Genomic DNA, 25,006 nt, shown 5'->3' on the forward strand with positions numbered 1-25,006 from the left:
AAAGCAATTTTCGCAAGCGTGGGATAACGACCGCTAAGTTTTGAAATAGCGTGTTCAGTGGTCAATAATGGTTTCAGATTGTACAATACCAATCCTTAGTATTTTAGTTGGTTATTAATTCAACACTTCCTTACCCCGGAGCACTCATGGCACAAATTACCCAAGCAGACATCCAAAATCGATTGAAGACGTTTATCGACCCCAATGTTGAAACCGATTTGGTTTCGGCTAAATCGATTAAATCGATCAACGTTGACGGTGCAGATGTCTCGATAAAACTGGAATTAGGCTATCCAGCCAAAAAACATCTCGATGAGTATAAGTTAGCTGTATTGGAGCATTTAAAGACGCTGGATGGCATCGGTACCGTGACGATCGATATTACTATCAATATTTTGTCGCATGCGGTACAGCAAGGCTTGAATCCGCTGCCGGGCATCAAAAACATCATCGCAGTCGCATCCGGCAAAGGGGGCGTCGGCAAATCGACAACGGCGGTTAATTTAGCCCTGGCCTTGGCGGCGGAAGGCGCTAAGGTCGGTATTCTGGATGCCGACATCTATGGGCCGAGCATTCCGACGATGCTCGGACAATCCGGTTTTCCGGAAAGCGAAGACGGCAAAACCATGCTGCCGAAGATGTCGTTCGGTTTACAAACCAATTCGATCGGCTATTTGGTCGACACTAGTCAGCCGATGATTTGGCGCGGCCCTATGGTAACCGGCGCGTTACAGCAATTGCTCAAGGAAACGCGTTGGACCGATCTCGATTATTTGATAGTGGATCTACCGCCCGGCACAGGGGACATTCAATTAACGCTGTCGCAACAAATACCGGTTAGCGGTGCGGTTATCGTCACGACGCCGCAAGATATCGCGCTTCTCGATGCGCAACGCGGTTTAGCGATGTTCGAAAAGGTCAACGTACCGGTGTTGGGCATCGTCGAAAATATGAGCGTGCATATTTGTAGCCAGTGCGGTCATGAAGAAGCGATTTTCGGTAGCGGCGGCGGCGCGGCGATGGCTGAAAAAAACCAGGTACCGCTATTGGGTGCGTTACCGTTAGATAAAGACATCAGGCTAAATGCCGATTCGGGCCGTCCGACGGTCGTCTCCGATCCCGACGGTCGCTCGGCTGAAATTTACCGTGAAATTGCGCGAAAAATGGCCGCAAAACTGGCCTTGAAAGCCAAAGATTTCAGCACTAAATTTCCGAATATCGTGATTCAGAATACCTAAATTCGCGCGGACGGACTTTGCAAACGAGATATTGAAACAGCAGCAATTCCCAATTTGGAGATCAAAAAGGGTGTGGGGTATGCTTGGCGAGGATGTCGGCAGCAGGCCAGATTTTTGCTCCTCGGCAATTGCTGAGTTACATGGATGTAATGAATGCAGAAAATGCAGGAGCATTTTTCTGCCCTGCATTGCCCTACTACAGGCCATCCTTGGCGTTCGAGCTGCCGCCAAGCCCCCATGGATGGGTTTACGGCGTTCCTCGACAGGCACACCCCAGACCCTAAAATCGGCGAAACTCCTCAAACTGGGAATTGCTGTTGAAACAGGAAATCCTTATTGTTTTATAATGGCTTGCTTCTATGGTAAAAAAAACCGGATTTCAATTAATTAGGACAAGAATTCAATGAGCATCAAATCGGATAAGTGGATACGCCGGATGGCGGAACAACACGGCATGATCGAGCCGTTCGCCGCAACGCAGGTTAGGGAGACGGAAAAAGGCCGAGTGATTTCGTACGGCACCTCGAGTTACGGATACGACGTTCGCTGCTCGGACGAATTTAAAATTTTCACGAACATTAATTCGGCAATCGTCGATCCGAAGGATTTTAGCGAAGCGAGTTTCGTCGACGTTAAATCCGATGTCTGTATTATTCCACCGAATTCGTTCGCATTGGCACGCACTGTCGAATTCTTCCGCATTCCGCGAGATGTACTGACGATCTGTCTTGGCAAATCGACTTATGCGCGCTGCGGCATTATCGTCAACGTCACGCCGCTCGAGCCCGAATGGGAAGGCCATGTAACCTTGGAGTTTTCAAATACCACACCGTTGCCGGCCAAAATCTACGCGAATGAAGGTGTCGCGCAAATGCTATTTTTAGGCGGCGACGAGGTCTGTGAAACGTCTTACGCGGACCGAGGCGGTAAATATCAAGGCCAAACCGGCGTGACATTACCGAAAGCCTAGCTGCGTTGGTCATTCGGCTAAAGCATGGGTTGTCCTGATTAGCAAGATGCTTCAGCTTGCCGAAGCCAAGTGTCCGAGCAGGGGGCAATCGTAGTCGCAAAAACTAAAATATGCTGTTACCCAAGCTCCATCTCTCATCGTTATACATAAATTGTAGGATCACCTAGCGTTAGGTGTCACTGCCATTAAGTTAAGGGAAGCCCGTCATTCCGCCATGGACTGGCGGAATCCAGTGCCATGGATGGCAAGCTTTTGAGGCAAAGTAGATCCTGGATACAAGCATTACTTAATTCTGTGATGGCTTAACTTAATGGCAGTGAGCGTTAAGTGCGGGATATCCGAGGGTTTTAAGTGACAATAAAGGGTATCGAGGTCTCATTGGTTAAGATTGCAAAAGGGTAATTTTTGACTTATGTATACCTTTCGCACTTCAAATTTCGGCATTAGCGTATGGAGGCGCCGGGGTGCTCGGCAAAGGCTTTGCCAGCATGGATGCTGGCATAGAGCCTACATGGACGTATTCACGGCGTCCTTTGACGGGCACCCCGACGCCGAAATTTGACTAGCAAAGGGGATAGTTTTTGTGTTCACACTTTTTAATCTCAAAATATTCTAGAAACTGTTGGTGACCATAGGCTAGAAAACGCCAGGTGCAGGGTGAGCATCGCGCACCTGGGTGGTGGGGACCTGTCTTCGGGTTCGGTAATGTGCGGTATAAAAGGAATAGACAAAGCACATTCTGAAGGTATGCTCTTAAAATTCATATTCAACCGAGGAGGAACTTATGGGACCTTACTATCGCGGCTCATCGCAAGGCGTAGGCGCTTTTTTTGATTTGTTTTATCAACATCCCATTTTGATGCTGATTTTAACCGCTGGCATTGTAGTCACAGGGATTTTTATTTACCGGAAAAGGAATCGGGATAAGATGACTCGCTTGTAATTTGTCGTTCTGTATTCGCAATTCGACTGTTAGGCAGGTGTCTGTATTCATTCGGCATTTTGCAACAAATGCGGAATCACCAGCGGACAATTCGTTTTAGTAGGGTGAACGGCTATCGTTACCGGATAGCCGAAAATTTCCATGATCAAATCGGCATCTAAAACCCGGTCCGGACTGTCGAATGCCATCAAGCGACCCGAATGCAGAACCGCAATACGGTCGGCATAGAGTGCAGCCAAATTCAAATCGTGCAGAATCGCCAGAACGCCGGCCTGAAAACGGTCGGCGAATCGTCTGGCGATCGCCAACACGCTATGCTGATGCGCAAGATCGAGCGCCGATGTCGGCTCGTCGAGCAATAAATAGCGAGGCAGATCACCGACCGGTTCCCATATCTGCGTCAAAACTCTCGCCAATTGTACGCGCTGACGCTCGCCGCCCGATAGCGTAGTATAAATTCTATCGACGAACATTTCGGTATCGGTCAATGCCATTGCTTGCCGAATGATAGCATTGTCGTGCGCCGGATCGCCGTTACGCCGATGCGGGCAGCGCCCCATCGCTACGACCTCGAGTACCGTGAACGGAAACGATAGCGTCGAGTTTTGCGGCAGCACGCCGCGCACACGGGCCAGTTCGGCTATCGGCCAATCGTCGAGCTCGGTGCCGTTCATGGTAATAAAACCGTGCCGCGGTTTCAAATCGCCGCACATTGTTTTCAGCAATGTCGACTTGCCTGCGCCGTTCGGCCCAACGACCGCGAGTACTTCGCCGGGCTTAACGCACAGCGTGATATCGTTCAACAAACGCTTGCCGCCGATGCCGACAACTATCTTACGCGCCTCCAGCATTCAGCCTCCTAGCATCCGTTGCCGATACAGTAACCACAAAAAGAACGGACTGCCCAAAACGCCGGTGACGATCCCGATCGGTATTTCGGCAGGTACGGCCAAGCTACGTGCCAGACCGTCCGATGCCAACAATAGACTGGCGCCGAGCAAAGCCGAACCCGGCAGTATAATGCGATGGTCCGGACCGAGCCTGAGCCGCAGCAAATGCGGTACGACCAGCCCTATGAAACCGATGATGCCGCCCAATGCGACGCAACAGCCCACACCGAGTGCAACCAAAACGATCACTGCGGTTTTGACGGTTTCGACCGAAAATCCGAGATGGCCGGCTTCCGCCTCGCCGAGTAATAGCGCATTCAAAGCGCTTGAAAAATACGGGAGCAGCAACAAGTTCAGCAAAAAAAACGGCAAGCCGGCGGCGACTTGACTCCAGTTAGCGCCGCCGAGACTGCCCATGCTCCAAAATGTTAAGGTACGCAATTGCTGATCGTCTGCGATCGAAGTCAACAACCCCGTTAAGGAACCTGCCAATGCGTTGACGGCGATTCCGGCCAGCAGCAGCGAAGCGATATCGAGACGGCCGCCGGAACCGGCGAAACGGTAGACCAACCAAGTCACCGCGAATCCGCCTGAAAAAGCCGCTGCAGGCAGATAATAATAACCGAGTATTTGCGCCACGTTCCGCAGCAGGCTGGTTTCGAGCACGATCGCAGCGACCGCTGCCAATGCCGCGCCGCTCGATACGCCGATCAATGCCGGGTCGGCAAGCGGGTTACGGAACAAGCCCTGCATTGCCGCTCCCGAGACGGCCAGCGTCGCGCCAATCAACACGCCGAGTGCGATACGCGGACCGCGTATCGATTCCAATACGGCGCGATGGCCGTCATCGAACGACCAGGGCAGTTGCAGACCGAAAACCTCGCTCAGAATGGCGAGTACTTGCCCCGGTGAAATCGAATAGGCGCCGATCCCGAGCGATACGACGGCCGTTACAAACAGCAGCAGCGTCAAACCGCTCAGAACTGCATAACGTTTCGTTTCGCCAGACATTGCAAACGCCGCTTTCATCATTCAGACGCCACGGTATCGACGGTGCGCAGGCGCGTCGCTAAATCCAACGCGGCTTGACCGGATCTCGGGCCGAATCCCAACAAATACAGGGCATCCATCGTTACCGCTTTGCCTAGCTTGCCGGCCGGTGTCGCACCGAAACCGGGCATGTCGAACAAGCGCTCGATGCCGCCGATCGCATTCGCTGCCATATCGGTCAACACGATCACATCCGGCGCTGCTTCGATCAAAGCTTCGCTACTTGCCGGCTTAAAGCCTTCGAAACCTTTCAAAGCATTGTCGCCGCCGGCGATACGGATCATCGCATCGGCAGGCGTTCCCTCACCCGAGACGATCGGAGCGCCGCGCGATATAGCCAGCACAAACAATACTTTCGGACGTTTCGCAATCCCGGACGTGAATCGATCGAGTCGATCGAAATCTTCCTGTACCTGTTTCGCCAAGCGCTCGCCCTGTTCGGTCGCATTCAACCATTCGGCGACGGCTCGAATTTTGGACACCACGCCGTCCGCCGAATTGTCTTCGTTAACGGTTTTGATTTCCACACCGGCTTGTCGGATCTGCTCGATAACCGTTTGCGGCCCCGAACTTTGCGTCGTCAACAATAGAGTCGGCATTAGCGACAAAATGCCTTCTGCCGAAAGATTGCGCATATAGCCTACCTGCGGTAATGCTTTCGCAGCTTCAGGCCATTGACTGGTTGTGTCGACGCCGGCCAACAGGTTTTCCGCACCGAGTGCATAGACAATTTCGGTCAATGCGCCGCCGACCGCAACGATACGCGGCTCGCTTGCCGAAGCGCCTGCAGTTACGAACACGACGCAACACATGACGGTACGGACGATCTTGAATAGTTTGTTTTTATGCATGTTGTGTTACTGACCTTGAAAGGTTTGGTCTTAAATAACTTCCCTATTTGATAGAGGGTTCGGTTGCTCGATTGACAGGTGTCGGCGGCAGGGCAGATTTTTGCTCCTGCAAAATCTGCATTCACGCCATCCTTGTCGTTTGCAGATTTTTGCTCCTGCATTGTCCTAATACACGCCACCCATGGCGTAATGCAAAATCCGCATTCATGCCATCCTTGGCAATCAGTCGCCGCCGTCAAGCCTACACGGACGTATTTACGGCGTCCTGTCAAGCGAGTTACCGAACCCTCAACAAAGCTCATAGCTCCAGGAGGTTTTTATCACGATATCCGAAATCAATGCGCCGGCATCGATTCCGGCTTGCTTTGTGCGCTGTTCCGATGCCCGGTATCGTTGACATGGCGGAATTCGTCCAAGGCTTCGCCTTCGATCGTGAAAGCGCGGGCAAAACCTTGTACAAACGATCCTTTCGTCGGATGAATACGAAACAAATGGAAGTCCTGCAATTTTTTCAGCATATCGATGAATTGCCCGAATTTCTGTTGAAACGCATCCATGACAAAATGAAATTGTTCGCTATCCCTCGCGATTTCTTCGGCCTGCCCTTGAAACGTGGCCCGTTGCCGCGCGAATAAATGCGATGCTTTATCTTCATCTTCTATGAACAACAGACTGACCTTGTCGTTCTCCGAAAGATTGCGGGTATGAGCCGCCAATTCGCTGATATAGATGTAATAATCGCCTTGGTATTTCACATAGGCTGCGTAACTGGCTTCCGGCTTACCGTCCAAACCTACGGTCGCCATCAACACCGAATCGAAAGAATCGGTCAGGCGGTTGCAGTCCTCACGGACTTGTTCAAAATCTACTGTGGTATCGTTCATGTCATTGTCTCGTTAGTTATTTCAAAAAGAATTGCCCGTTATGTTGTTGAATTTACGATGGTCGGCATAGCGAAATTTGGGTTGATAAACATTCAACCTAAAAAGAGCAGTTGAGAGCCCCAAACTACCGTTCGCCCTGACCCCTTCGTCTACGCTCAGGAGAGCCCTGTCGAAGGGTGATGGATAGTTTGAGGCTTCACCAGGCCGGTGAAAGTGTTGTAGCCCCTTCATGCTTCGACTTGGCTCAGCACGAACGGTCTACAACACATGCCAACGTAAGTATTCAGACCCCGTTGGCAAATTACCGCAATCCAGGCGTATTGTTGGCATCCCACTTTGAAAAAGGGGGATTGAGGGGGATTTATTTAAAAAATCTCCCCTAGCCCCTCTTTTTCAAAGAGGGGGACTGAATACTTACATGCCAACTGCTCTTTTCAGGTTCAAACATCCGTCGTAAAGCATTCGCCCAAATCCGCATGCTCGAAGAGAATCATCGCGATATGACGCCCGGCGGCATCGTAAAGCTCCAGAGTATTGACCGAAGTATTACCTGCCCGCCGTTCGGCCAGACGAAGCTCCGCCAACGCGTCTTCCTTCAAATGCAGGTTGAAACCGTCGTCGAGCACGTTGAACCAGGGGCCGGTGATCATCAGTTTCTCGATCGGGCCCGAATGAACCTGCAGCGCGCCGGCATTGCCTACTAAAACGGTCAAACCGGCGCCGATTTCTGACGCTTTTTCCATGAAACGCCGAAACGACGAGGGCGGCAGTCGTTCGGTTTGCAGCGGCTCGGTGCTTTGATAAGGCACGGCTCCACAGGCGATCAAACGCTCATGCCATGCCTGTCCTAGCCTATCGTTGCCGGCCACGGCGGCTACCGAATCAATGTTTAGCACCGGAGGTTCGACATATTGCCGTTGGGATTGATCTTCGGAGCGGTAACGTTCGATCAAGGCCCGGTAGGCCGGTATACATCTGCTTTCGGTCATGTAAATCTTATGCACGGCAGTACCGTCGCGATCGAAAAAATGCAGACTGTCGCGAGCTCCCTGACGAGTTTGTTCGGTCACGGCGAAAGCAGAATGCCAATGGCGAAAATCCAAAAACAGGTCGATGTTTTCACCCTGAATCTGTCCGCCGGTATCGGTCAGCCGGATACTTTGGTAAAAACCGGTTTTTTCGTGCACCGCATCATCGTTGCGTGTCAACGCAAGCACCGGGCCAAGGGATTGGATTCCGTTCAACAGACTGAGCCAATCGGCCTCAAGACGAGTCGCGTTTTCTCCGCAGCCGGTCGCCAGGAGTTCGACCTCGCTGACTTCCAAAGCGGAAGCGGCCTCCCTAATCCGCAATTGCGGCCTGTTCTCGCGTAGTTCGTCCCAGCGGCGTTTTAACGCCTCGGGAGAAATCGAGTTCGTTCGACTATCGTTTGCTTGGCACATGATCATTCCTCTTGCGAATTTTCGTAACCGGACGACTGAGTCTGCGTACAGCGGTCTATCCATGCAATGCAGCGCCAAACTCCTGCCAGGCGTATGAAACCGCAGCGCTGTTCAGGCGTTCCGTCGAAGTCGGGATGGCCGATCAGTGCGTCGATCAGTTCGACTACCGCCTGCGATATGAACCATACTCGTTGCGTGAGATATAGGTGCATGTACAGCCGAATTTCCTTCTCGATTTCGGCGGGACCGGGGCTAGCCGGTTGCGTCTGTATTCGATACATTTCATCCTCCGGGCGCTTAGGCGCTTTTAGATTAAAATATGGCCCTAGCCGGGCCGAATTGTCCGGTGCGGGGTTGATAGGGTTTAGCCTAAAATCGCAGACACATTTTGTCTGCGCCGCCAACCGATCAAGCCCAGCACGCTCGAACTCAACAGCCAGGCGAAGGCTGGAACGGGAACCTCGGTAATAATGCGTACCATTTGGCGTATAAGCTCCCGTCGCCGCCTCGAGTCCAACTACCCAAAATGGCTTCATGGGAATTATCGAAACCGTAGGCGAGTACATAGGATTAGAGATCTCTGGAAAAGATCGGCCGCAGCTATACCTTTCGCACTTCAAGTTTCGGCAGTGCCTGAGGAGGCGCCGGGGTGTGTGGCAAAGGCTTTGCCAGCATGGAGCTGGCATAGAGCCTACAGGGATGTATTCACGGCGTCCTTTGACGGACACCCCGGCGCCGAATTTTGATCTGCGATGGGTATAGACCGGCATAGCCGGCCAATACGGCGATACAGCTTTTTTTATTAACTGAGTCATGAATAACACCCTCGCTTTATCACTTAGGGGCATGCTTGGTTCCAATAATCACTCCATTGGCGCCGATATTCCCTTATATTTCTGGCGATAGGCGCACCGTCTTCGGTTAAATCGCAATTCCAGTAAGCCGTTCCGGCTCTACAAGCACGGGCAAACAAATTGACATCGCGATTAGTGAATCGTCCGTCCCCATCTAAATCGCAGGTTTGGTCTTCTTCCAGCCAGGGTTTCCAGGTGCCATCCAGTTCCCATGCCGTTATTGCCGATTGCTCAGTTTGTTGAGCTGCATCGATGACGTAGATTTTTCCATCGGTCGCGAACGATACCGGCTCGGCTATCTCTTTAGGCAAATTCGGGCCGATTTGCCAAGTATTGGACACCGGGTCATAGATTTCGACTTTATCCGACTTGGCCAAGCCGCCGGCGCTATTAACGGAGCGTCCGCCGATTAGATAGATTTTTCCATCCAACACCGGGGCCTGTATACCGCTTTGAAATGCCCTCGGCGTCGGCATCGGAGTCATGGCTCTCGTCTCCCAGCGATTGAGCTCAAAATCGTAGGCCGCAATCGCACCGAATAGTCTATTTCTTTGCAACACGCCGCCGCCTAGAAGATATGCGTGGGCTTTGCCGTCGATAGAGACAGCGGCCAAGGCGGCGCCTTCGCGCCGATTAATACCGGGTATGTTGCGATGCCTTTTCCATTCATTAGTTTCGGGATTAAAGCTTTCGAGACGATTGATCAATCTGCTTGTGCCATTCGGCCGGGTTTGTTTGCCGCCGAAGACAAATATCTCCCCTCGATCCGTAGTTAGCGCAGTTGCCTCGAACCGGGATGTCGGCATGGCATCAAGTTCAGACTGTTCCACAAGATGATCTTCATTTAACTCGTAAACTCTAGTCGTTTCCATACCCAAGATATAAAGCTTACCGTCTGTAATCGTACTTACGTATTCTTTTAGACTGGATAAAATCCCAGTATCGGTCACTGCAAAACTTCTGTTTGCGTTTTCAGGTAGCAAGTAGGCTTTTTCGCCAATCTGGGCCAATAGACTTGGTACATCGTTCAGCATATCCACGACAGCAAGGTCTAATCGGGTCCATGCAGGCGAATCCGGCGTTGTATCGGGATCCGGTGTCGGCCCAGGCTCAAGATCATGATCAAAAAGAGAAGCCGCGGCAATATCGATCGCAACCTGAGTTAGGCTTTGATGTGGTGGACTATTGAATGAAAAATTATATGTGACAGGTTCTGCAGGTAAGTCCCAGATAGCCAGGTAGTGTACTAAATCGGTTGGGCCCATAGAGCTTGGGAAGGCATCATCATAAAACGTTTTCTCGGTAAAGGTAGGCGCCAAATTGTTTAATTTAATCGAGTCATAATTCATCTGTATGCCCGAAGCTTCGAATTGCAGAACAGCTCGAACCTGTCCCATACCGACGTTACCGGTAACCGAGAAATTATAGTTTTGAGGAACCGAAAAACTGTAAAGGTTTCCCGAGCCGGCAACAAAAGTCCCGGCACTCCAAGCGGCAAAAGCATCGGAGACATTGGCTTCGCCGACGTCCGGAGCTGCGGTGCGGTCGGTTGCAGTACCATAGGAAGCATCGATGAAGGTATCCCATTCGGCGTAGAGCGTACCGGCATCGCCGCGCGCCCATCCGCCCCAAGATGCCGCATGCGGGGCATCGAAACCGTATCCCGGATTGTAAGGATTCGGGCCGTTTTGTATATCGGCCGCAGCCAGGCCGGATACGCTTAAAAATGCTGCGCTTAAAGTTAATATCAATAAAGTTTTCATTCTTTATCCTCGTAAATGAAAGTTAAAAACCCTTTTCTTAACCTCAAAGACGCAGGGCGAGTCGGTACAAATTTTTAAAGCCGCTTTGATTCGATCCCGAACAGTCAATCCGCAACTCTATCGAAGACATGGGAGGCGCGGCGGCAAGACGCCATTGAAAAGAATTTGTTAGCGCCTCGATTCGCACCGGATGGATTCGAGTGCATGACTGCCGGTTTCCTTGCCGGCATTTAGCGAGTCATCACCGGGCCGAAAATCGACAACATAACGGTATTGTTTGCCGCAATGCAGAATCACCTCTTTTTGTCCTCGTTTGAGAATGCGCATCTCGATGCGCATATCGGCATAGCCTTCATGCGTGAATAATTCGTCGAATAGCGACGACAATTTTTGTTTAATGTCTTGGTAGCTTGACTGCATCGCCATATCTCAAAATGCTATTTTCAACGTCGCGCCGACGTTGCGCCCCGGTCGCGAATAACGCTTCCAGAAATCGGCGTTCGCGTAGGCTCCGAAGGTTGCATGCGGGTCGCCGGCCCGCGTATTGATGTCTTCCCAGTCGATATAGGTTTTGTCGAACAAATTGAACACGCCGACGTTAACCGAAACATGATCGTTGAAACGATAGTAGCCGTTAAAGTCGACGACGCCGTATCCTCGGGGCAGGAATTGCGCATCGTCCGGCGCGGTCTTCGGACGCTTGGCGTCGACCAAGGTTAATATCAATTCAGAACCCCAGATTCCCGAAGGTTCTTCGTAGCGCAGACCGATCACGCCTTTGGCGGGGCTGATGCCGCGTAAGGACACGTCGTTCAAGGAACCGGTTTCGAGATTGACGCCCTCTGCATACGATCCGCTGGCTATTAAACTCGCTCCTTCCAAAGTTTCATGAAACCAATCCAAGTAAAGTTGGCTTTTGAATTCGACGCCCTGAATCCGAATATCGTCAGGGTTATTGATTTGCTGAAATGTCAATCTTGGCGTATCGCCGTAGGCCAAACAGAATCCGGTCTCGGCCGAAGGCACGCAAACCGTGTCCAAAAATAAAAAATTCTTGTAATCGTTGCGAAAAAAAGTCAGATCGAACGTTCCGGCCGCACCTTTGCCGCGCAAACCGATCTCGAATCCGGTGCTGGTTTCGGGTGTCAGATTGAAGTTCGGGATTGTTTGATAACCGAATTGATCGTTGACGAAACCGGCGTTGCTTTCGCCAAAATTCGGGCCTCGGAACCCTTCCGCATATTGCCCGTGAATCGTTAATTCATCGGTGATATGAAATAACGCGCCCAACTTAGGCAGAATCTTGTACTCGTCGAGTTCAGTCGGCTGCACCTTCGACGTCGCATCGTATAGCGAGTCTTTTTGCGGCTTTAAAGAGTAGAGCTCAATGCGTACGCCGGGAATCAACTCTACGCGCCGATCGAGAAACGTGATGCTGTCTTGAAGATAAGCTCCCGCCTTCGTCACGATACTTTCAGGAAAATCGCGCACCGGAAACGTGTCGGGCGCGACGGTTTTCGAAACGGTACCCGGTTGAATGAACGGCGGTCTACCGCTGATATAGGTTATTGTGCCGTCCCGCTTTTGCGTAATCGTGTTCATGCTGATTTGACCGCCGTATTGCAGTGCATGATCGAAAATACCGGTCGAGAAATGTTTGTCGAAGCGAATTTCTCCGCCGATATCGTCGTTATCGAAGCTGAAAATACGGTGGATTAAATGGCGTTTATTCAGCGGATTGTCGCGATCTTGCCAAGTCTCTTGTGTCGCCGCAGTTTTTTGCCGGTATACGCGCCAGAATGCGCTATCGAATACCGCAAAACCGAGACGGTCGAGCGTATGATCCAATGAGATCCGCCAACGCGTTTGTCTGTCATCGGTGATCAGGCTGAAGATTTTCGTGTTCGGCGGAAAACCGATGCCCAATGGATCTCTGGCATGATAAGCGTCGAGCTCGGACTCGCTGTGCATCCACTCGCCGGTCAAGCGCAGTACGTTGTCCTCGTCGAAGCGGTAGAGCAGCTTGCCGAGTCCGTTGTAGACTTCGTTGTCTTGCGGGCTTGGCGCGGTCCGTCTTGGATTCAGCTCTTTGTTGTCGCCTTTCGTGTCGGTTTCTCGGCTTTCGGAATGCGTTAACAACAGCAAACTCTCGAAACCCATCGATTCGCCGGCTAAGGTTGCGGTTTTCAAGAAGCTGCGGTCGGTCGAGTTGTAGCCGAGCTTGGCGTCGGCATAATAATCGTTGCCGAATGTGTCGAGGTAATCGCGCGGATCTTTGGTGACAAAGCCGACCGTGCCGCCCAGCGCATCGCCGCCGTATTGGGCAGCCCCTGCTCCTCGGATAATTTCGACCGATTTCAGCGCATCCATATCGACCATGTTTCGCGTCGCCGATGCGAACGAGCCGATCGAAAAAGCGTCCGGCAAACGGACGCCGTCGACTTGCATCAACACGCGGTTGCCGCCGAGACCGCGAATCGTAAAGCCGGTCGCGCCGAAACGCTGCGGATCGTTGCCGACGTTGACGCCCGGCTCGTAACGGATCAGATCTTTGATGCTACGGACCATTCGCCGTTCGATCGTTTCGGCGTCGATTACCGAAGCGGTACCCGGCTCTTCATCCAACGGACGAGCGCTTGAAGTGCCTTCGACAATCATCGTATCGAGCTCCACCGTATCTTTCATCGCGGCCTTCTCATCGGCAATCGCCGGCGCATTCGCCAATAGTACGCAAAAGCAAGCGCATGCGGTTTTCGAATATTTGCAGTTTAGCGGCGCAGGACATAGCCGAATAAACGAAAAGGCGTTTAACATGTTGGCGAGTGAATTTTTTAGGTTTCATCCTGAACAAACTCAGTGTAATTGAGTGCGCTTGCGGTTTTGTTGCCGCTTTTCCAGCAATGTCTGCGTCACTTGTTGCCAATGATTGAGTAATTGCCGATACATTTGTTGGCCCGTGGGCAGTTGTTCCAGCTCGGACTCGGTAATGAGTCGGCGTAGTTGATTGACGATCATGTGCGCCAGTTTCGGGCAATGATGTCCGTTACTGAATTGGGTGATTAGCATTAACGTGCTCGCATGAAGATGTGTAATTTCATGCAGAGCCGATGTTTCCGATTGATTTTCCAACATGACATCCTCATTCGAGTAAGCAAAAAAAATTGGCGCACGCAGTGTGCGATATGTTTAAGAGAGACAAGCATCGTGCGCCAAACGATAGTCAGGAGAGGTCAAATATCTATCGTAGCGCTAATAATAATGATTCTCATTTATATGTCAACAAAAATATATCCCTTCGCTCAAACATCGACTCCGGGAAATCCGTGAATACGTCCCTGTAGATATTCTATGCTTCCTCACCTAAAGCTCACTGCCATTAAGTTAAGGGAAGCCCGTCATTCCGCCATGGACTGGCGGAATCCAGCGCCATGGATGGCAAGCTTTTGAGGCAAAGTAGATCCTGGATACAAGCATTACTTAATTCTATGATGGCTTAACTGGCTTCCCACTTAAGGCGCATAGGTATCTACACAAGTTTTCAGCTTTATAAAACAATTAGTTAAGTTAATTCTTCTGTGATCTAGGATAAAAAAGTAGATTAAAAACCTCAATTTTTAGTCCCTATCTTCATAATAAACCAGAAGAAACTTTATAACAGCATGATTTTAAATGATAAAGATGTGTAGATACTTATGCTTAAGGCGGGACAAAAGCACTAAGGATTAACCGTTCGCCCTGAGCCTGTCGAAGGGTGGACGGTTAATCCGCCCATGGTTCGACAGGCTCACCACGAACGGATTAACCTTAAACTGTCCCGCGTTAAGTGAGTAGCCGCTTACCTTAATGGCAGTGCACCTAAAGCTAGGTGAGGAACGAACGCCTTTTATGTCGTGTAGCTGGGCACCAACAGAACAGTAGGCGCTTAGACGATGCAGTAGCGGGTATCTGTTCAACGCCGCTCATATCGACCAGATGAGCTGGTATACGAGCGTTCCCAGCGCGGTCACGACCGTGATAAGCAGCGGCACTCATGAGATCGCCGCGATCGGTAACGCCCCATGGACATCCGGCGTTCCAACCATGTTGAAAATATCAAAACCGAACAACAAGGATTTTTATTATTTGTCTTACCGTCAGGCCATTGGTGATTACGGGCAGCTGTCGACAAACTTCACGCGCGGCATCAACATTCACCGCTATCGAGGCAGCGGCTATGCGGCCACGACACATCTGCAAACCCTGAGCGATGGCGGCGTGTTCAACGACGACGTGAACGGCATAACCGTGCAGCAGATCGCCCGCAACGGCAACACTGCAACGGTGCAGGTCAGCTTCGGCTGCGCAGCGACCGCGCCGCAAGTTTCGGTCGCTCCGGTAGCCCTGGCCTTGCGCTCCGGTCAATCGGTCAACTTTTCGGTTTCGGTGACGAATCAGGACAGCACGAGCTGCGGCTCGGGCAGCTATGCCATCGACTATGAAGGCTACTTGCCGGGCAGCGTGACACCGGCTGAACAAATACTAAATGCCGGACAAACCGGCAATGCGACGCTGCAGGCCGATGCCGGCGGCGCGCTCGAGGGCAGCTATCCGGTCGATGTGATCGTGACCGCATTGAATGCCGACGATCCGAATCTCGCCCACACGACCGGCAGCGCGACTGTGATCGTCGACGGCACGCCGCCGAACGTGCCTGCGGGCTTGACCGCATCGGTCGATAAACAAGGCCGCGTCAATCTGTCCTGGCAGGCTTCGACCGACGCGCTGTCGGGCCTCGCGGGCTATACCGTGTACCGCGACGGCGCGATAATCGCGAACGTGACCAACACCGGATTTACCGACAGCAACACGACTTCGGGCACCGTCTATAGTTATTCAGCCGGCGCCAGCGATGCGGCCGGCAGCACGAAAAGCGGTGGTGGCGGCAACAATGGAAGAGGCAAGAAGTAAACCGGCCACAGAACGATAGGCATGAAAAAACCGGGGTTCGGTCGTCGACCGAGACCCCGGCTGTATTTTTACTTATCCCTGGTAATTATTTTTCGTCAAGTTTGTTTGTCAATCCAATGGGCAGCTATCTTCGACACGTTCGCCACTGAAATTGACATCCGGGTGGGCTCCACTCAGTAAATCACCGACCGCGTTGAAGGCATCGCCGCCATAGTATTGCGGAGCATTCAACACTTGTCCCAAAGTAGGATTAGCTGTGGCCCCGTCCCTGACTCCTAGTTTGCTCAATTTTGGATAGTAACCCAAAGCGACAGAGAAAAGATCAGATGGGGCGTAGCCGGTCACTGCCCAAGAGTCATAGTGGTGTTCTTGCCGCCAGTAGCCGGGCGAGCACCATTGTCCATCGTCTTGAGCATCATCCGGATTCCAGCAGAACGTGACATGGCTGATGTCTTTATTTCCATACCCATAAAGCCTGGTATCGGACATCGCTTGCGGATCGTAGAACCAGACGTTCGCACCCGTTCCCGCTTTGACGATCACCGCGCCGATGCCATTTGGCGACGAACTCCAGTCGAAGATTTGGCCATTGCTGTCTGAAATCGTGATCGTGTTGCTGTGCACGAGATTACCGTCCAAATCGTAAAAATTGGCGGTTTCGCTGCCGTTCGGCGCGCCTTCGCATTCAGTGGTTCCATCCGGCTTAACAAAAGTAAAAGTTGGACAATTACCAGCTTCTTCTTCATTCCATTTATATGAGTAAACATAATCTCCGATTTGCTTGCATTCGGCTCCTGCATTCCCGGATTGCCAGTTGTCGCTGTGATAGACAACCGGATTTTCGACAACCGTAATTTCTTCTGCGAACGCTGCGCCGCCAATGCCGAGCGTCAACGCCGACGCGAACAATGCGATCGCGATTTTGTTGTGTTGTAACGTTTTCATGATAAACCCCCTTAGGTTTAATTCGAATTCCTTTCGTTGATTAGTGCGATCGAGCAATTCCGCTCGATCGCGTTATTTCCAGAAACTTTCAAAAACTGCAGGGGCAGTGTTCCATAAATGTGACGAAGTTCACATTACCCGAATGGGTAGCTTGATGCACGTGTCGCGACTCGGCAACGTCAGCGCGGGAAATTAGACTTGGCGGCCAGTTGGCTACGGCGTTGAATGCCGAGTTTATTGAAGATATGCTTGAGATGCATCTTGACGGTTTCCGGGCTGATCTGAAGTTGCCTGCCGATCTCCTTGTTCGTCAGGCCCTCCGCGACCAGCCGGGCAATGTTTTGTTCGCGCTCGGTCATCGAAGCACAATCATCGTGCCAAGAGTCTTCCGGTTTTTGTTCGCCGTGAATCTTCGTCAATTCCTGCAGCGCTCTTTGCAGCATCTGACGGGGCAGCCAATGCTCGCCCTCGCTGACGGCTAGGATGGCCTTTTTTAATACATCGGTCGAATCGAGCGTCGACAGACGACCGAATACCTCATAACTCAACGTCTCGTTGAAAAAATCCGGCGCGTCGAGATGGGTCAATAGCATGATTTTGAGCTCCCGATCCGCTTGTCTGATCGTTCTCAACCAGTCGTCTAGCGTTCCTTCGATCGACGTAAGGTCGAGCAGCAATAGCTTCGGCTCGATTAGGCTCAATAAGGTCGGCACGAAGGTCAGTTCGTCGATGAATTGCCCGATCACTCGGATCCGATCTTCGCGATCAAATAATTGGGCAATTTGAGTGCCGAAGCCTTTCCGCGCTGAAACGATCAACACGGTGCAAACCGGGGCCGTGGCGTTTTGCGGCGCCTGTGCGATCGCTGTTGTGTCGATACGGCCGATTGAACCGCAACGCCCTTCCGTAACAGGGCAGACCCGATCCTGCGGCGCCATCGCGGAATCGGGTTGCTTCGCGCATTCCGGGGAGCGATTGCCGTCTTCGAGAGCCAATACCTGCTTGATACGGTCTTCGACGACTTCGAATGGCACGGCTTGCTCCAAAAAGCCCGAATCATTAGGAGCATCGAAGGCATGGACTTGTTGATGTACCGCTTTGTTGAGCAGACAGACGACCGGAATGTCGATATTGTCGCGTCGACGCTGCAAGAACTCCCGAATCGGCAGACAGGAGCCCGGACAATCGATCAGGATCAAACGCGGATCGGTGCCGGCGAGGGGTCGAAAGTCGGCATTGGGCGAGACATTGAAGGCGGCATAGCCTTGTTGTCTGAGCCGCCGGGTCAACTCAGCCGCATGATCATCGTTCTGCGAAACAATCATGATCTGTTTGTCCTGATTGCTTCGTTTCGATAGAACGTCGCTACGACTATCTTTTTCGGCCCCTTCGGCTGATCGCTTGGTCATTACTTCCCCAATGTTGGCGTCGAACCCGATACAAGCTCGCGCTCGATCATCGAAGGGTCCATGAAAAGAAGTCTGTCATACAGGCCGTGGCCGATTATAGAGTCAACTCAGCCTGCGATCAATTTCTTAAGCTTGATTACCTGACAAGGGGCCACGCCGGTGAAAGCACGGCGAAACCGTTCTAAACTTCTTGACTTTGGTATCGCAATATAACCTTTCTCGAATTCTCTGTCATGCGTAGGTAATCGAATACCCGTCGTACATTACGCGCCAGCTTTTCGGTAGTGGCTGCCACACTGTCTTTACTCATGGACTTAATCAACCCTGCGGCAAATCTGCGCAGACAGGTTATGTTTTCAGGTCCATGGCCTTTGCTTATCCTGCAACGATCTTCATTCCAATTCCAATCCAGTAGGTAATGATGACTCTCAACGCCCCAATGATCTCTATTGAACTTGAGCACTTGTTCAGCGTTGGCGCTCATCGGCGAATGACTGGTCAGGCCGTAAGCCATCTCAAAGGTTTCTTGGCCGCTTTTTTTGTCGATGGTATGGCGTTGTATGGCAAATATTTGCCCGACGAAAGGGAAATCAAGGTAGTTGTTCAGGAGCGTAGACGTCCAAATAGAGCGTGACTCAATACGACCATGCGTTAAGGTGTAGGGCTCGCTATAGTCAGGCGCTTGGCGATTTTCAAAGGCCAGGCGAATATCCTGGGCGACTGTGGGTTGGTTGTCTTTGGCGGTAAATACATAATGGGCCTGCCGGTCTTCGACCAGATAGTGCGCCAGTTTACGCTGTGTTAAAAGAGCGTCGCCGGTGATCGTTTTATCGGCAATATTTGCCAGGGCATCCATAACCGGGATGAACATCCCGATTTCGTTGGTCTGTTTAAGTTCATCGCTTCCCTCTACAGGCAAAGCACCGACTTTTTTTGAGTGTGGCAGCGTCCCGTCTGATGCCCGACGACGCCCAGGATGTGTGTTTGACGACCGTCTTCATCAATCGCGTTACGCAGGGTTTTACCGTCGACGGCCAAGCCTTCGTCGGCTTCGGCGAATTGTTCGTTCCAGCCTTGCAGCGCAAGATCGAGTTGTGCGGGATCGACGCTAATTAAGGTTTCTCTAAAGGTGGTGCGACTGGGTACCTGATAACGCCCATTGCGTTTGCGACAGCCAAAACGGGCTCGCGCTTTTTGGCCTAAGTCATCCGCCCAGCTGCCAATCGCTTTATAGCCTTCCATTCCACAGAGCACGGCAGCTGTGGCAAGAGCCAGAATACACGGCAGAGAATGACGCTGTCCCTGCTTACGCCGCGGGTCAGGAATATCAAGAAAGAACTCTGGTAAAGTGCGCATTTGATCGGCGGTTAGCATGATTTTTGGTGCTCCATAGCCATAACAGGGGCTAAGCATAGGTTGCGACAAGTGAGTTTGAGCGCGCTTTTCCAAGGGTCTAACAAAAACCTGCTTGGGCTGTTGAGCGCTAGGGCTATAGCCTTGGCGAATCCGACGGTAACCACGGGTATCGCCGACATGCACCCAGTTAGAAGCACGATAAATCGTGCCATGAAACAACTGAGGATCAACGAAAGTTTCTAGCAATAATAAGGGGTAACCGAAGCGTTGCTGCCAATCCTGAGAAATTCGCCGTTCACATAAGGAAAGAACCCGGGACGCAAGGTTAGGATAATGGTGCTCGGGGAGAATCAGAAAGCGACTATTGTTAGCAATCAGGTGAAGGCGATCATATTGAACCCGATAGCTCCAACCGATCCACTGATCACGCGCTGCACATTTCCAGGCGGCGGCGGAAAAGCTGATGAGTGCCAGCCATTGATTATGATAGCTGGCGACATACCACAAGGTATGTCCGATCTTTGGTAAAGCACCCAGATAGTGGTGTGCCTTCATTAATGACTGAAAACGTTCCTGCTCTTCCGACTGAACTGGTTGTACGATGATCTCTTGAAGGTTCAAAGCGGGTATCCCAAACATAGAATGTCAGGATGCTTTATATCTGAAAAATGTAGGTTTGTCCAGGATTAGTTATATTTCATTGATTTATCATGTAAAGTTATAGAGAACTGTTCCGCCGTGCCGGTGAAAGTGTTGTAGACCCTTCATGCTTCGACTTGGCTCGAACGGTCTACAACACATGCCAACTGCTCTTTTTAGGTTTATCAATGCGCACGTCAATCTCACGCGAGAGCCTTTCAACAGGCGGGCCACTTAATCATTCAGATAAAGCTTGATACCTATCCGTATTGGTGGTTTGATTGACGCTGGTCGATTTTCAGGGGCGGTCTTTCCCGACCGGTGTTTCTTTTTGATTTACGGAGGTTGCTATGAACGAAGATACTTTGAATATGGAAGTCAGGAAATTTTTGAAACAAGTCGGCGTCACGTCACAGCGAGAGCTTGAGCATGCCATTGTCAAGGCCATTGAAACGGGCGAGTTGAAAGGAACCGAAACGCTACAGGTAAAGATGACCTTGGAATTGCCGGGCGTTCGGTTAACGCATACGATCGAAGATCAAATTAAGCTGGAATAAAACTATACCTGATTAGCAAGATGCTTCAGCTTGCCGAAGCCAAGTGTCCGAACAGGGGCCAGTCGTAGTCGCAAAAACTAAAATATGCTGTTACCCAAGCTCCAGCTCTCGTCTTTATACATTAAGTATAAATATACCTAATTGTGCAAAAAGTAGCGACCGAGCGCTAAATTGTTGTGTTGTCCGGAAAGGCTATTGGTGTTTGAGCGTTACTGGCTTCGATAGTCGCGACGAAGGCGTCGCTCCCACAGAGAGCGGCGGACGCTCTGTGGGAGCGATTCCTTGATCGCGATCTCGAGGCCGAGAGTGTTAAGTCACAATAAATGCTATCGAGGTCTCATTGGTTAAGGTTGCAAAAGGGTAATTTCTGACTTATGTATAACGATGAGAGCTCCAGCGTGGGTAACCTGTTCAGGAAGCTGGAGCTTGGGAAATAGCGTGATGTGGGTTAGCCGTTTTTAGCTTGACGCGCATGGCTTGCGAACCCCGTCCTGTTAGGGATATGCCGATCTTTGGGCTTTAGCTGAAGAAACTTAGTAATCAGGAAACTATATCTCGCCTCACTCCCGGCGTAACGCGCTAAACGGTAAGCGCAACAAGTTCGCGAGGCCGAGTTCTTCGGGATTTCTGAATGGCGCTAGGCCGATCGGCATCTCGGTTTGTGCTTGTTTGGGTTCGGCTCGGTAGGTGCCGCATAGGCGATCCCAGCACGAAATCGAAAAGCCATAATTACTGTCGGTTTCGACTTGGATCGTCGAATGATGAATGCGGTGCATGTCCGGCGTGACAATGAGCCAGCGTAGCATTTTGTCGACCCGCTCCGGGATGTCGACATTACCGTGATTGAACGTGGCCGCGCCGTTCAGGATAATTTCGAAGGCGATCACGGCCAGCGGGTCCGCACCGAGCAACAAGATCCATGCGATTTTATAGAGCATCGAAAAAACGATTTCCAACGGATGAAAGCGAACTGCCGTTGTCGCATCGAAGGCTATATCGGTGTGATGAATCTGGTGCAAACGCCATAACAACAGCCATTTATGCGAGAGCACATGCTGTCCGTAAATCGCAAAATCGAGCGCGATCAAGGTAACTGCGACAGCCGGCCAGCCTTGAATATCGAAAATGTTCAACAATCCCCAAGACTGCTCTTGCGCATAAACCGCGCTCAGATAGGCCGCTCCGCCGACCGTCAATCGCATCAGCAGCATGTTGAACAGAGCCAAGCCGATATTGATCGGCCAGCGCTGTTTGCGGTCGGGCGATTGCTTACGTCTTGGCCGCAAAGCTTCCCAGCCGATCATGATCAAAAAAATGCCTAGCGCAATAGATAAGCGGATTACGGTTTCCATAGTTTTCCTGTTCGGTAAAGATAAGCCAATGTCTCCGGATGACTGCCCAAAAAATAACGTAGCCTTAGACTCCACATCAATAGAATCGTTCGGTATATGCCATAGCTTTCCCAGCGTCTGCCGGAACTGACGACACGGGCGCTTAGGCAAGCAGGTTTACTCCAATTTTTCAAAGATTTGCTTAGCGCGATATCTTCCATCAAGGCGATATCGGGAAAGCCCCCTACGGAATCGAAGGCTTTGCGATGCACGAAAATCGCCTGATCTCCGGTCGCGATGCCGGTCCATCGCGAACGTAGATTCATTAGTGCGGCGATCACCTTCAACATGACATGACTACCACACAGACGGATATCGAAACGCCCCCAACATGCGCCTTCATTCAGCGCTTGACTAATCGAGTTCAATGCTTGTTCGGGCAAGACAGTATCGGCATGCAAAAAGATCAAGACTTCGCCATGCGCATGCTTTGCCCCCCGATTCATTTGTTTGGCGCGGCCGACCGAGCCGGTTAATACAAGGTCGGCCAAGTCCTCGGCCAGCGCCACGGTACGATCGCTACTGCCGCCGTCCGATACGATAATTTCCGCATGTTCGCGTAAGTGCTGCAGTTTGCCAAGGCATTCAACGATCGAGGTTTGTTCGTTGAGTGTCGGGATTATGATCGAAAAGTGCACGATTTGTTTTCGTTCATTGCGCCGGCGGAAGCGCTTCCGTTTCCAAAGCCGGATGGATTCGGTTGATTTCGGTCACTGAAAGACCGGGGCGTAACGGCGAGTAGCGCCCGTATTCGACTAAATCGGAGGGCGATATCGTTCCGACGATATTTTCAAGTTCGGATAATTTCAAACCTTGTCTTATGAGATACACGATGTAGGTATGGCGAATGGCATCGGCATTGAAATCTTCGGGATGTGTCATACCGGCATCGATCGCCGCAACGCTTATAATCGCGGAAAGATCGTCGATCGCTAGCGGGCTATCGGTATACCAGACCGGAAATCGATGTTGCTCGTTAAAATAACTCAATAGACCGTCGAGCAAAATGACTCTCGGTACGGGGCCGCTCAACCGGATCTCTCCTGATTCGGCATCCAGATGATCCGGAGTCAATGCCGCGGCTTCCTTCAATGTAACGCCAAGCAATAATAAAACAATCAGCTGCTTGCCCATCGTATTCGAAGCATTAAGCAGTGCGCGTAAATCGGCATCCGACAATTCCCGGGGCATTGGCGCATTCAGTCGCTGATGGTTGCGGATTTGCGCGAGCCTTTCTGGCGAAATTTGCGGCAAGTCCAGCCGTCCGGCGCCAAACCCCAGGTTCGCGTAGGCCGACAGCGCCGATAAAGCATCGTTTGACTGCTTTTCGCGGGGCGGATGTAAAAATTCGGCCAGCCAAACGCCGAACAGTCCGAGCATGACTGACCCGATAACGATAATCAGTGTATCTCGGCTGTAATTCGGGCTGATGGGGTCGCGGGCAAGAAAGGCTCGATCAATCACGGTAACCTGAGGGTATTTTTCGACCGGACGCGTTTCGATTTGCACTAGCCGTTCTTGCGTTTCTCGGTAAATTTTTTCGAGCCCATCGAGATCGGCCCTAAGGCTTTCATGTTGCGCGAAGCGTGAGCTGAATTCCGATGCCATGCGTTTGTGATCCTCGAGCTGTTGACGAATACGATCGAGCGTCATTTTTGCGGCTTGGTATTCTTGCATCGCATCGGTATGCACGATTCTTGTGCCGAATTGCTGCTTGGCTGCGATTTCCTTTTCGAGTTTTTTAATTTCCTCGGGAATGAATCTCATCGACGGTTGCCGAGTCAGGTATTCCCGGGTGTAGCGTTTGTCGAATTCGGCCAGCTTTTCCCTGAGCTGTTGCAACCGCTGTTCCAATTGATCCAGGCTGCGTTGATCCTGGGACGGCACGACGGCTTGGCCCTCTTCAATGGCCTTTTCGACGGCTTCGAGTCGAGCCTTGGCTTTGACTTCGGCCTCATTGGCGTTATTCAATGCCGCCGTTAGCCCGGTTAGCTTGGCCAATACCGTATTTTCTTGGCGCTCGGTCGACGCTATGTCATGTTCATTTCTAAATTCGATCAGCGCGTTCCGAGCTTGCACGATTTTGATTTCCAATTCAGCCAATTCATCCTTGACGATCTGTACCGTCTTGCCTTTGCTTCTTTCGATTTCCGCCGCTCTGGCATCCAAATATACGTCGATCCAGGTATTAATCAAGACCGGTAAAATCTCCGGCATTTCTCCTTCGGCCTGCATCTCGACCAACTGCGTGTCGGGCAACGATTGGACTTGCAAGATTTCCTTGACGTCTTCTAAAGTCAGATTGGCTTGCGGATCCGTTATCTCGAGCCTCTTGAGCGTTTCATCCAACAGTTCGCGGCCCAGCAAAATTTGCCGCTGTATCGCGACATGTTGGATATCGGCGGTTTCCGAGACCTGATCGATCGCGGTCATTGCCGAAGTCAGTAAAGTTGCAGTACTGCGGTATATTGCAGGGCGGCTGTAGTTGAAAGCCAAGCCGATGAGCAATGCGCTCAGGAATACGCCGAGAAAGATTGGCAGCCGGGAGAGAAACCAGCGTTGGGGTGACGAGCCAGGTGGGTAGAGGCCTGTATCATTGATGACTTCAATATGCGGCGGATAATCGTTCATCGTTATACTCCCTTTATACTCAAAAATTAGCTAACTTTGTGAAGGTATGGGGTGTGGCTAGCGAGGATGTCGGCAGCAGGGAGCTGCCGTCAAGCCCCCAGGGATGGGTATACGGCGGTCCTCGATAGACACATCCCATACCTTTTATTCTTAGACGGTTTTTCAATCAAAAGGAAGTAATGCCCGTTGTTTATGATGGATCTCGAAGATCACAGATTACACGAAGTTTGCAATTTTTAAACGGTT

22 protein-coding genes are annotated in these 25,006 nt (G+C 51.3%); 5 read left to right on the forward strand and 17 right to left on the reverse strand.

What is annotated here, in order from left to right; genetic code table 11:
- Positions 1 to 146 precede the first annotated feature (146 nt).
- The 3 genes from apbC (at position 147) to EQU24_RS22630 (ending at position 3,151) form a co-directional block, all read left to right on the forward strand.
- A complete protein-coding gene (apbC, locus tag EQU24_RS20525; RefSeq protein WP_017841766.1) occupies positions 147 to 1,238 on the forward strand; it encodes an iron-sulfur cluster carrier protein ApbC in 1,092 nt (363 codons plus the stop codon).
- Positions 1,239 to 1,641: 403 nt separating this feature from the next.
- Positions 1,642 to 2,208 (forward strand): dCTP deaminase, encoded by a 567-nt coding sequence (gene dcd / locus EQU24_RS20535; protein WP_017841765.1) that lies wholly within the window; start codon positions 1,642 to 1,644, stop codon positions 2,206 to 2,208.
- 784 nt (positions 2,209 to 2,992) lie between these two features.
- Entirely contained in the window at positions 2,993 to 3,151 is a 159-nt protein-coding gene (locus EQU24_RS22630) for a hypothetical protein (RefSeq protein ID WP_017841764.1), read from the forward strand.
- Positions 3,152 to 3,198: 47 nt separating this feature from the next.
- Here the strand turns inward: EQU24_RS22630 and EQU24_RS20540 are convergent, their stop codons facing one another.
- From EQU24_RS20540 to EQU24_RS20590, 10 genes are all read right to left on the reverse strand, one after another.
- Complete coding sequence (locus EQU24_RS20540; RefSeq protein WP_017841763.1) at positions 3,199 to 4,002, reverse strand: heme ABC transporter ATP-binding protein; 804 nt, start codon at positions 4,000 to 4,002, stop codon at positions 3,199 to 3,201.
- Positions 4,003 to 5,073 carry a FecCD family ABC transporter permease gene (locus EQU24_RS20545; protein WP_138767248.1) on the reverse strand — a complete coding sequence of 357 codons (1,071 nt, stop codon included), beginning with the start codon at positions 5,071 to 5,073 and terminating at the stop codon, positions 4,003 to 4,005.
- Positions 5,070 to 5,942 carry a heme/hemin ABC transporter substrate-binding protein gene (locus EQU24_RS20550; protein WP_017841761.1) on the reverse strand — a complete coding sequence of 291 codons (873 nt, stop codon included), beginning with the start codon at positions 5,940 to 5,942 and terminating at the stop codon, positions 5,070 to 5,072. The genes EQU24_RS20545 and EQU24_RS20550 overlap by 4 nt, the downstream gene beginning before the upstream one ends.
- Before the next feature lie 335 nt (positions 5,943 to 6,277).
- Entirely contained in the window at positions 6,278 to 6,826 is a 549-nt protein-coding gene (locus EQU24_RS20555; protein ID WP_017841760.1) for a HugZ family pyridoxamine 5'-phosphate oxidase, read from the reverse strand.
- Positions 6,827 to 7,266: 440 nt separating this feature from the next.
- Positions 7,267 to 8,268: a ChuX/HutX family heme-like substrate-binding protein gene (locus tag EQU24_RS20560; RefSeq protein WP_051056252.1), complete on the reverse strand. Its 1,002-nt coding sequence runs from the start codon at positions 8,266 to 8,268 to the stop codon at positions 7,267 to 7,269.
- Positions 8,269 to 8,270: 2 nt separating this feature from the next.
- A complete protein-coding gene (locus tag EQU24_RS20565; RefSeq protein ID WP_017841758.1) occupies positions 8,271 to 8,549 on the reverse strand; it encodes a hypothetical protein in 279 nt (92 codons plus the stop codon).
- A 557-nt stretch (positions 8,550 to 9,106) separates the two neighbouring features.
- Positions 9,107 to 10,885 (reverse strand): Kelch repeat-containing protein, encoded by a 1,779-nt coding sequence (locus EQU24_RS20575; RefSeq protein ID WP_017841756.1) that lies wholly within the window; start codon positions 10,883 to 10,885, stop codon positions 9,107 to 9,109.
- Positions 10,886 to 11,053: 168 nt separating this feature from the next.
- Entirely contained in the window at positions 11,054 to 11,305 is a 252-nt protein-coding gene (locus EQU24_RS20580; protein ID WP_201764870.1) for a pilus assembly protein, read from the reverse strand.
- A 9-nt stretch (positions 11,306 to 11,314) separates the two neighbouring features.
- Positions 11,315 to 13,699: a TonB-dependent hemoglobin/transferrin/lactoferrin family receptor gene (locus EQU24_RS20585; protein ID WP_017841754.1), complete on the reverse strand. Its 2,385-nt coding sequence runs from the start codon at positions 13,697 to 13,699 to the stop codon at positions 11,315 to 11,317.
- A 39-nt stretch (positions 13,700 to 13,738) separates the two neighbouring features.
- Positions 13,739 to 14,017 carry a hypothetical protein gene (locus tag EQU24_RS20590; protein WP_014150183.1) on the reverse strand — a complete coding sequence of 93 codons (279 nt, stop codon included), beginning with the start codon at positions 14,015 to 14,017 and terminating at the stop codon, positions 13,739 to 13,741.
- Between the two features lie 948 nt (positions 14,018 to 14,965).
- Here EQU24_RS20590 and EQU24_RS20595 point away from each other — a divergent pair.
- Positions 14,966 to 15,832, forward strand: a complete 867-nt coding sequence (locus EQU24_RS20595) for an expansin family protein (RefSeq protein WP_138767249.1) — start codon at positions 14,966 to 14,968, stop codon at positions 15,830 to 15,832.
- Positions 15,833 to 15,940: 108 nt separating this feature from the next.
- Here EQU24_RS20595 and EQU24_RS20600 read toward each other — a convergent pair whose 3' ends face one another.
- The 4 genes from EQU24_RS20600 to EQU24_RS22820 all read right to left on the reverse strand — a co-directional run bounded on the left by EQU24_RS20600 (position 15,941) and on the right by EQU24_RS22820 (position 20,163).
- On the reverse strand, positions 15,941 to 16,777 hold the full coding sequence (locus tag EQU24_RS20600) for a hypothetical protein (RefSeq protein WP_017841752.1): 837 nt from the start codon (positions 16,775 to 16,777) through the stop codon (positions 15,941 to 15,943).
- A gap of 179 nt (positions 16,778 to 16,956) precedes the next feature.
- Positions 16,957 to 18,186: a response regulator transcription factor gene (locus EQU24_RS20605; RefSeq protein WP_017841751.1), complete on the reverse strand. Its 1,230-nt coding sequence runs from the start codon at positions 18,184 to 18,186 to the stop codon at positions 16,957 to 16,959.
- 181 nt (positions 18,187 to 18,367) lie between these two features.
- A complete protein-coding gene (locus EQU24_RS22815) occupies positions 18,368 to 19,105 on the reverse strand; it encodes an ISAs1 family transposase (protein WP_138767055.1) in 738 nt (245 codons plus the stop codon).
- Complete coding sequence (locus EQU24_RS22820; RefSeq protein ID WP_244310894.1) at positions 19,096 to 20,163, reverse strand: Druantia anti-phage system protein DruA; 1,068 nt, start codon at positions 20,161 to 20,163, stop codon at positions 19,096 to 19,098. Before EQU24_RS22820 ends, EQU24_RS22815 begins: the two co-directional genes overlap by 10 nt.
- A 368-nt stretch (positions 20,164 to 20,531) precedes the next feature.
- On the opposite strand from EQU24_RS22820, the gene EQU24_RS20620 reads away from it, so the two are divergent.
- Positions 20,532 to 20,738, forward strand: a complete 207-nt coding sequence (locus EQU24_RS20620) for a DUF6494 family protein (protein ID WP_014150187.1) — start codon at positions 20,532 to 20,534, stop codon at positions 20,736 to 20,738.
- Positions 20,739 to 21,298: 560 nt separating this feature from the next.
- Here EQU24_RS20620 and EQU24_RS20625 read toward each other — a convergent pair.
- From EQU24_RS20625 to EQU24_RS20635, 3 genes are read right to left on the reverse strand one after another with little or no spacing between them, the layout of a single operon-like run.
- Complete coding sequence (locus EQU24_RS20625; protein ID WP_017841749.1) at positions 21,299 to 22,090, reverse strand: sterol desaturase family protein; 792 nt, start codon at positions 22,088 to 22,090, stop codon at positions 21,299 to 21,301.
- The gene (locus EQU24_RS20630) at positions 22,078 to 22,767 is read right to left on the reverse strand and encodes a TIGR04283 family arsenosugar biosynthesis glycosyltransferase (RefSeq protein ID WP_017841748.1); all 690 of its coding nucleotides are present in this window, start codon (positions 22,765 to 22,767) and stop codon (positions 22,078 to 22,080) included. Before EQU24_RS20630 ends, EQU24_RS20625 begins: the two co-directional genes overlap by 13 nt.
- A gap of 13 nt (positions 22,768 to 22,780) precedes the next feature.
- Entirely contained in the window at positions 22,781 to 24,760 is a 1,980-nt protein-coding gene (locus tag EQU24_RS20635) for a GumC family protein (RefSeq protein WP_017841747.1), read from the reverse strand.
- Positions 24,761 to 25,006: the final 246 nt, after the last annotated feature.

The organism is Methylotuvimicrobium buryatense (assembly GCF_005931095.1).
Taxonomy (GTDB): Bacteria; Pseudomonadota; Gammaproteobacteria; order Methylococcales; family Methylomonadaceae; genus Methylotuvimicrobium; species Methylotuvimicrobium buryatense.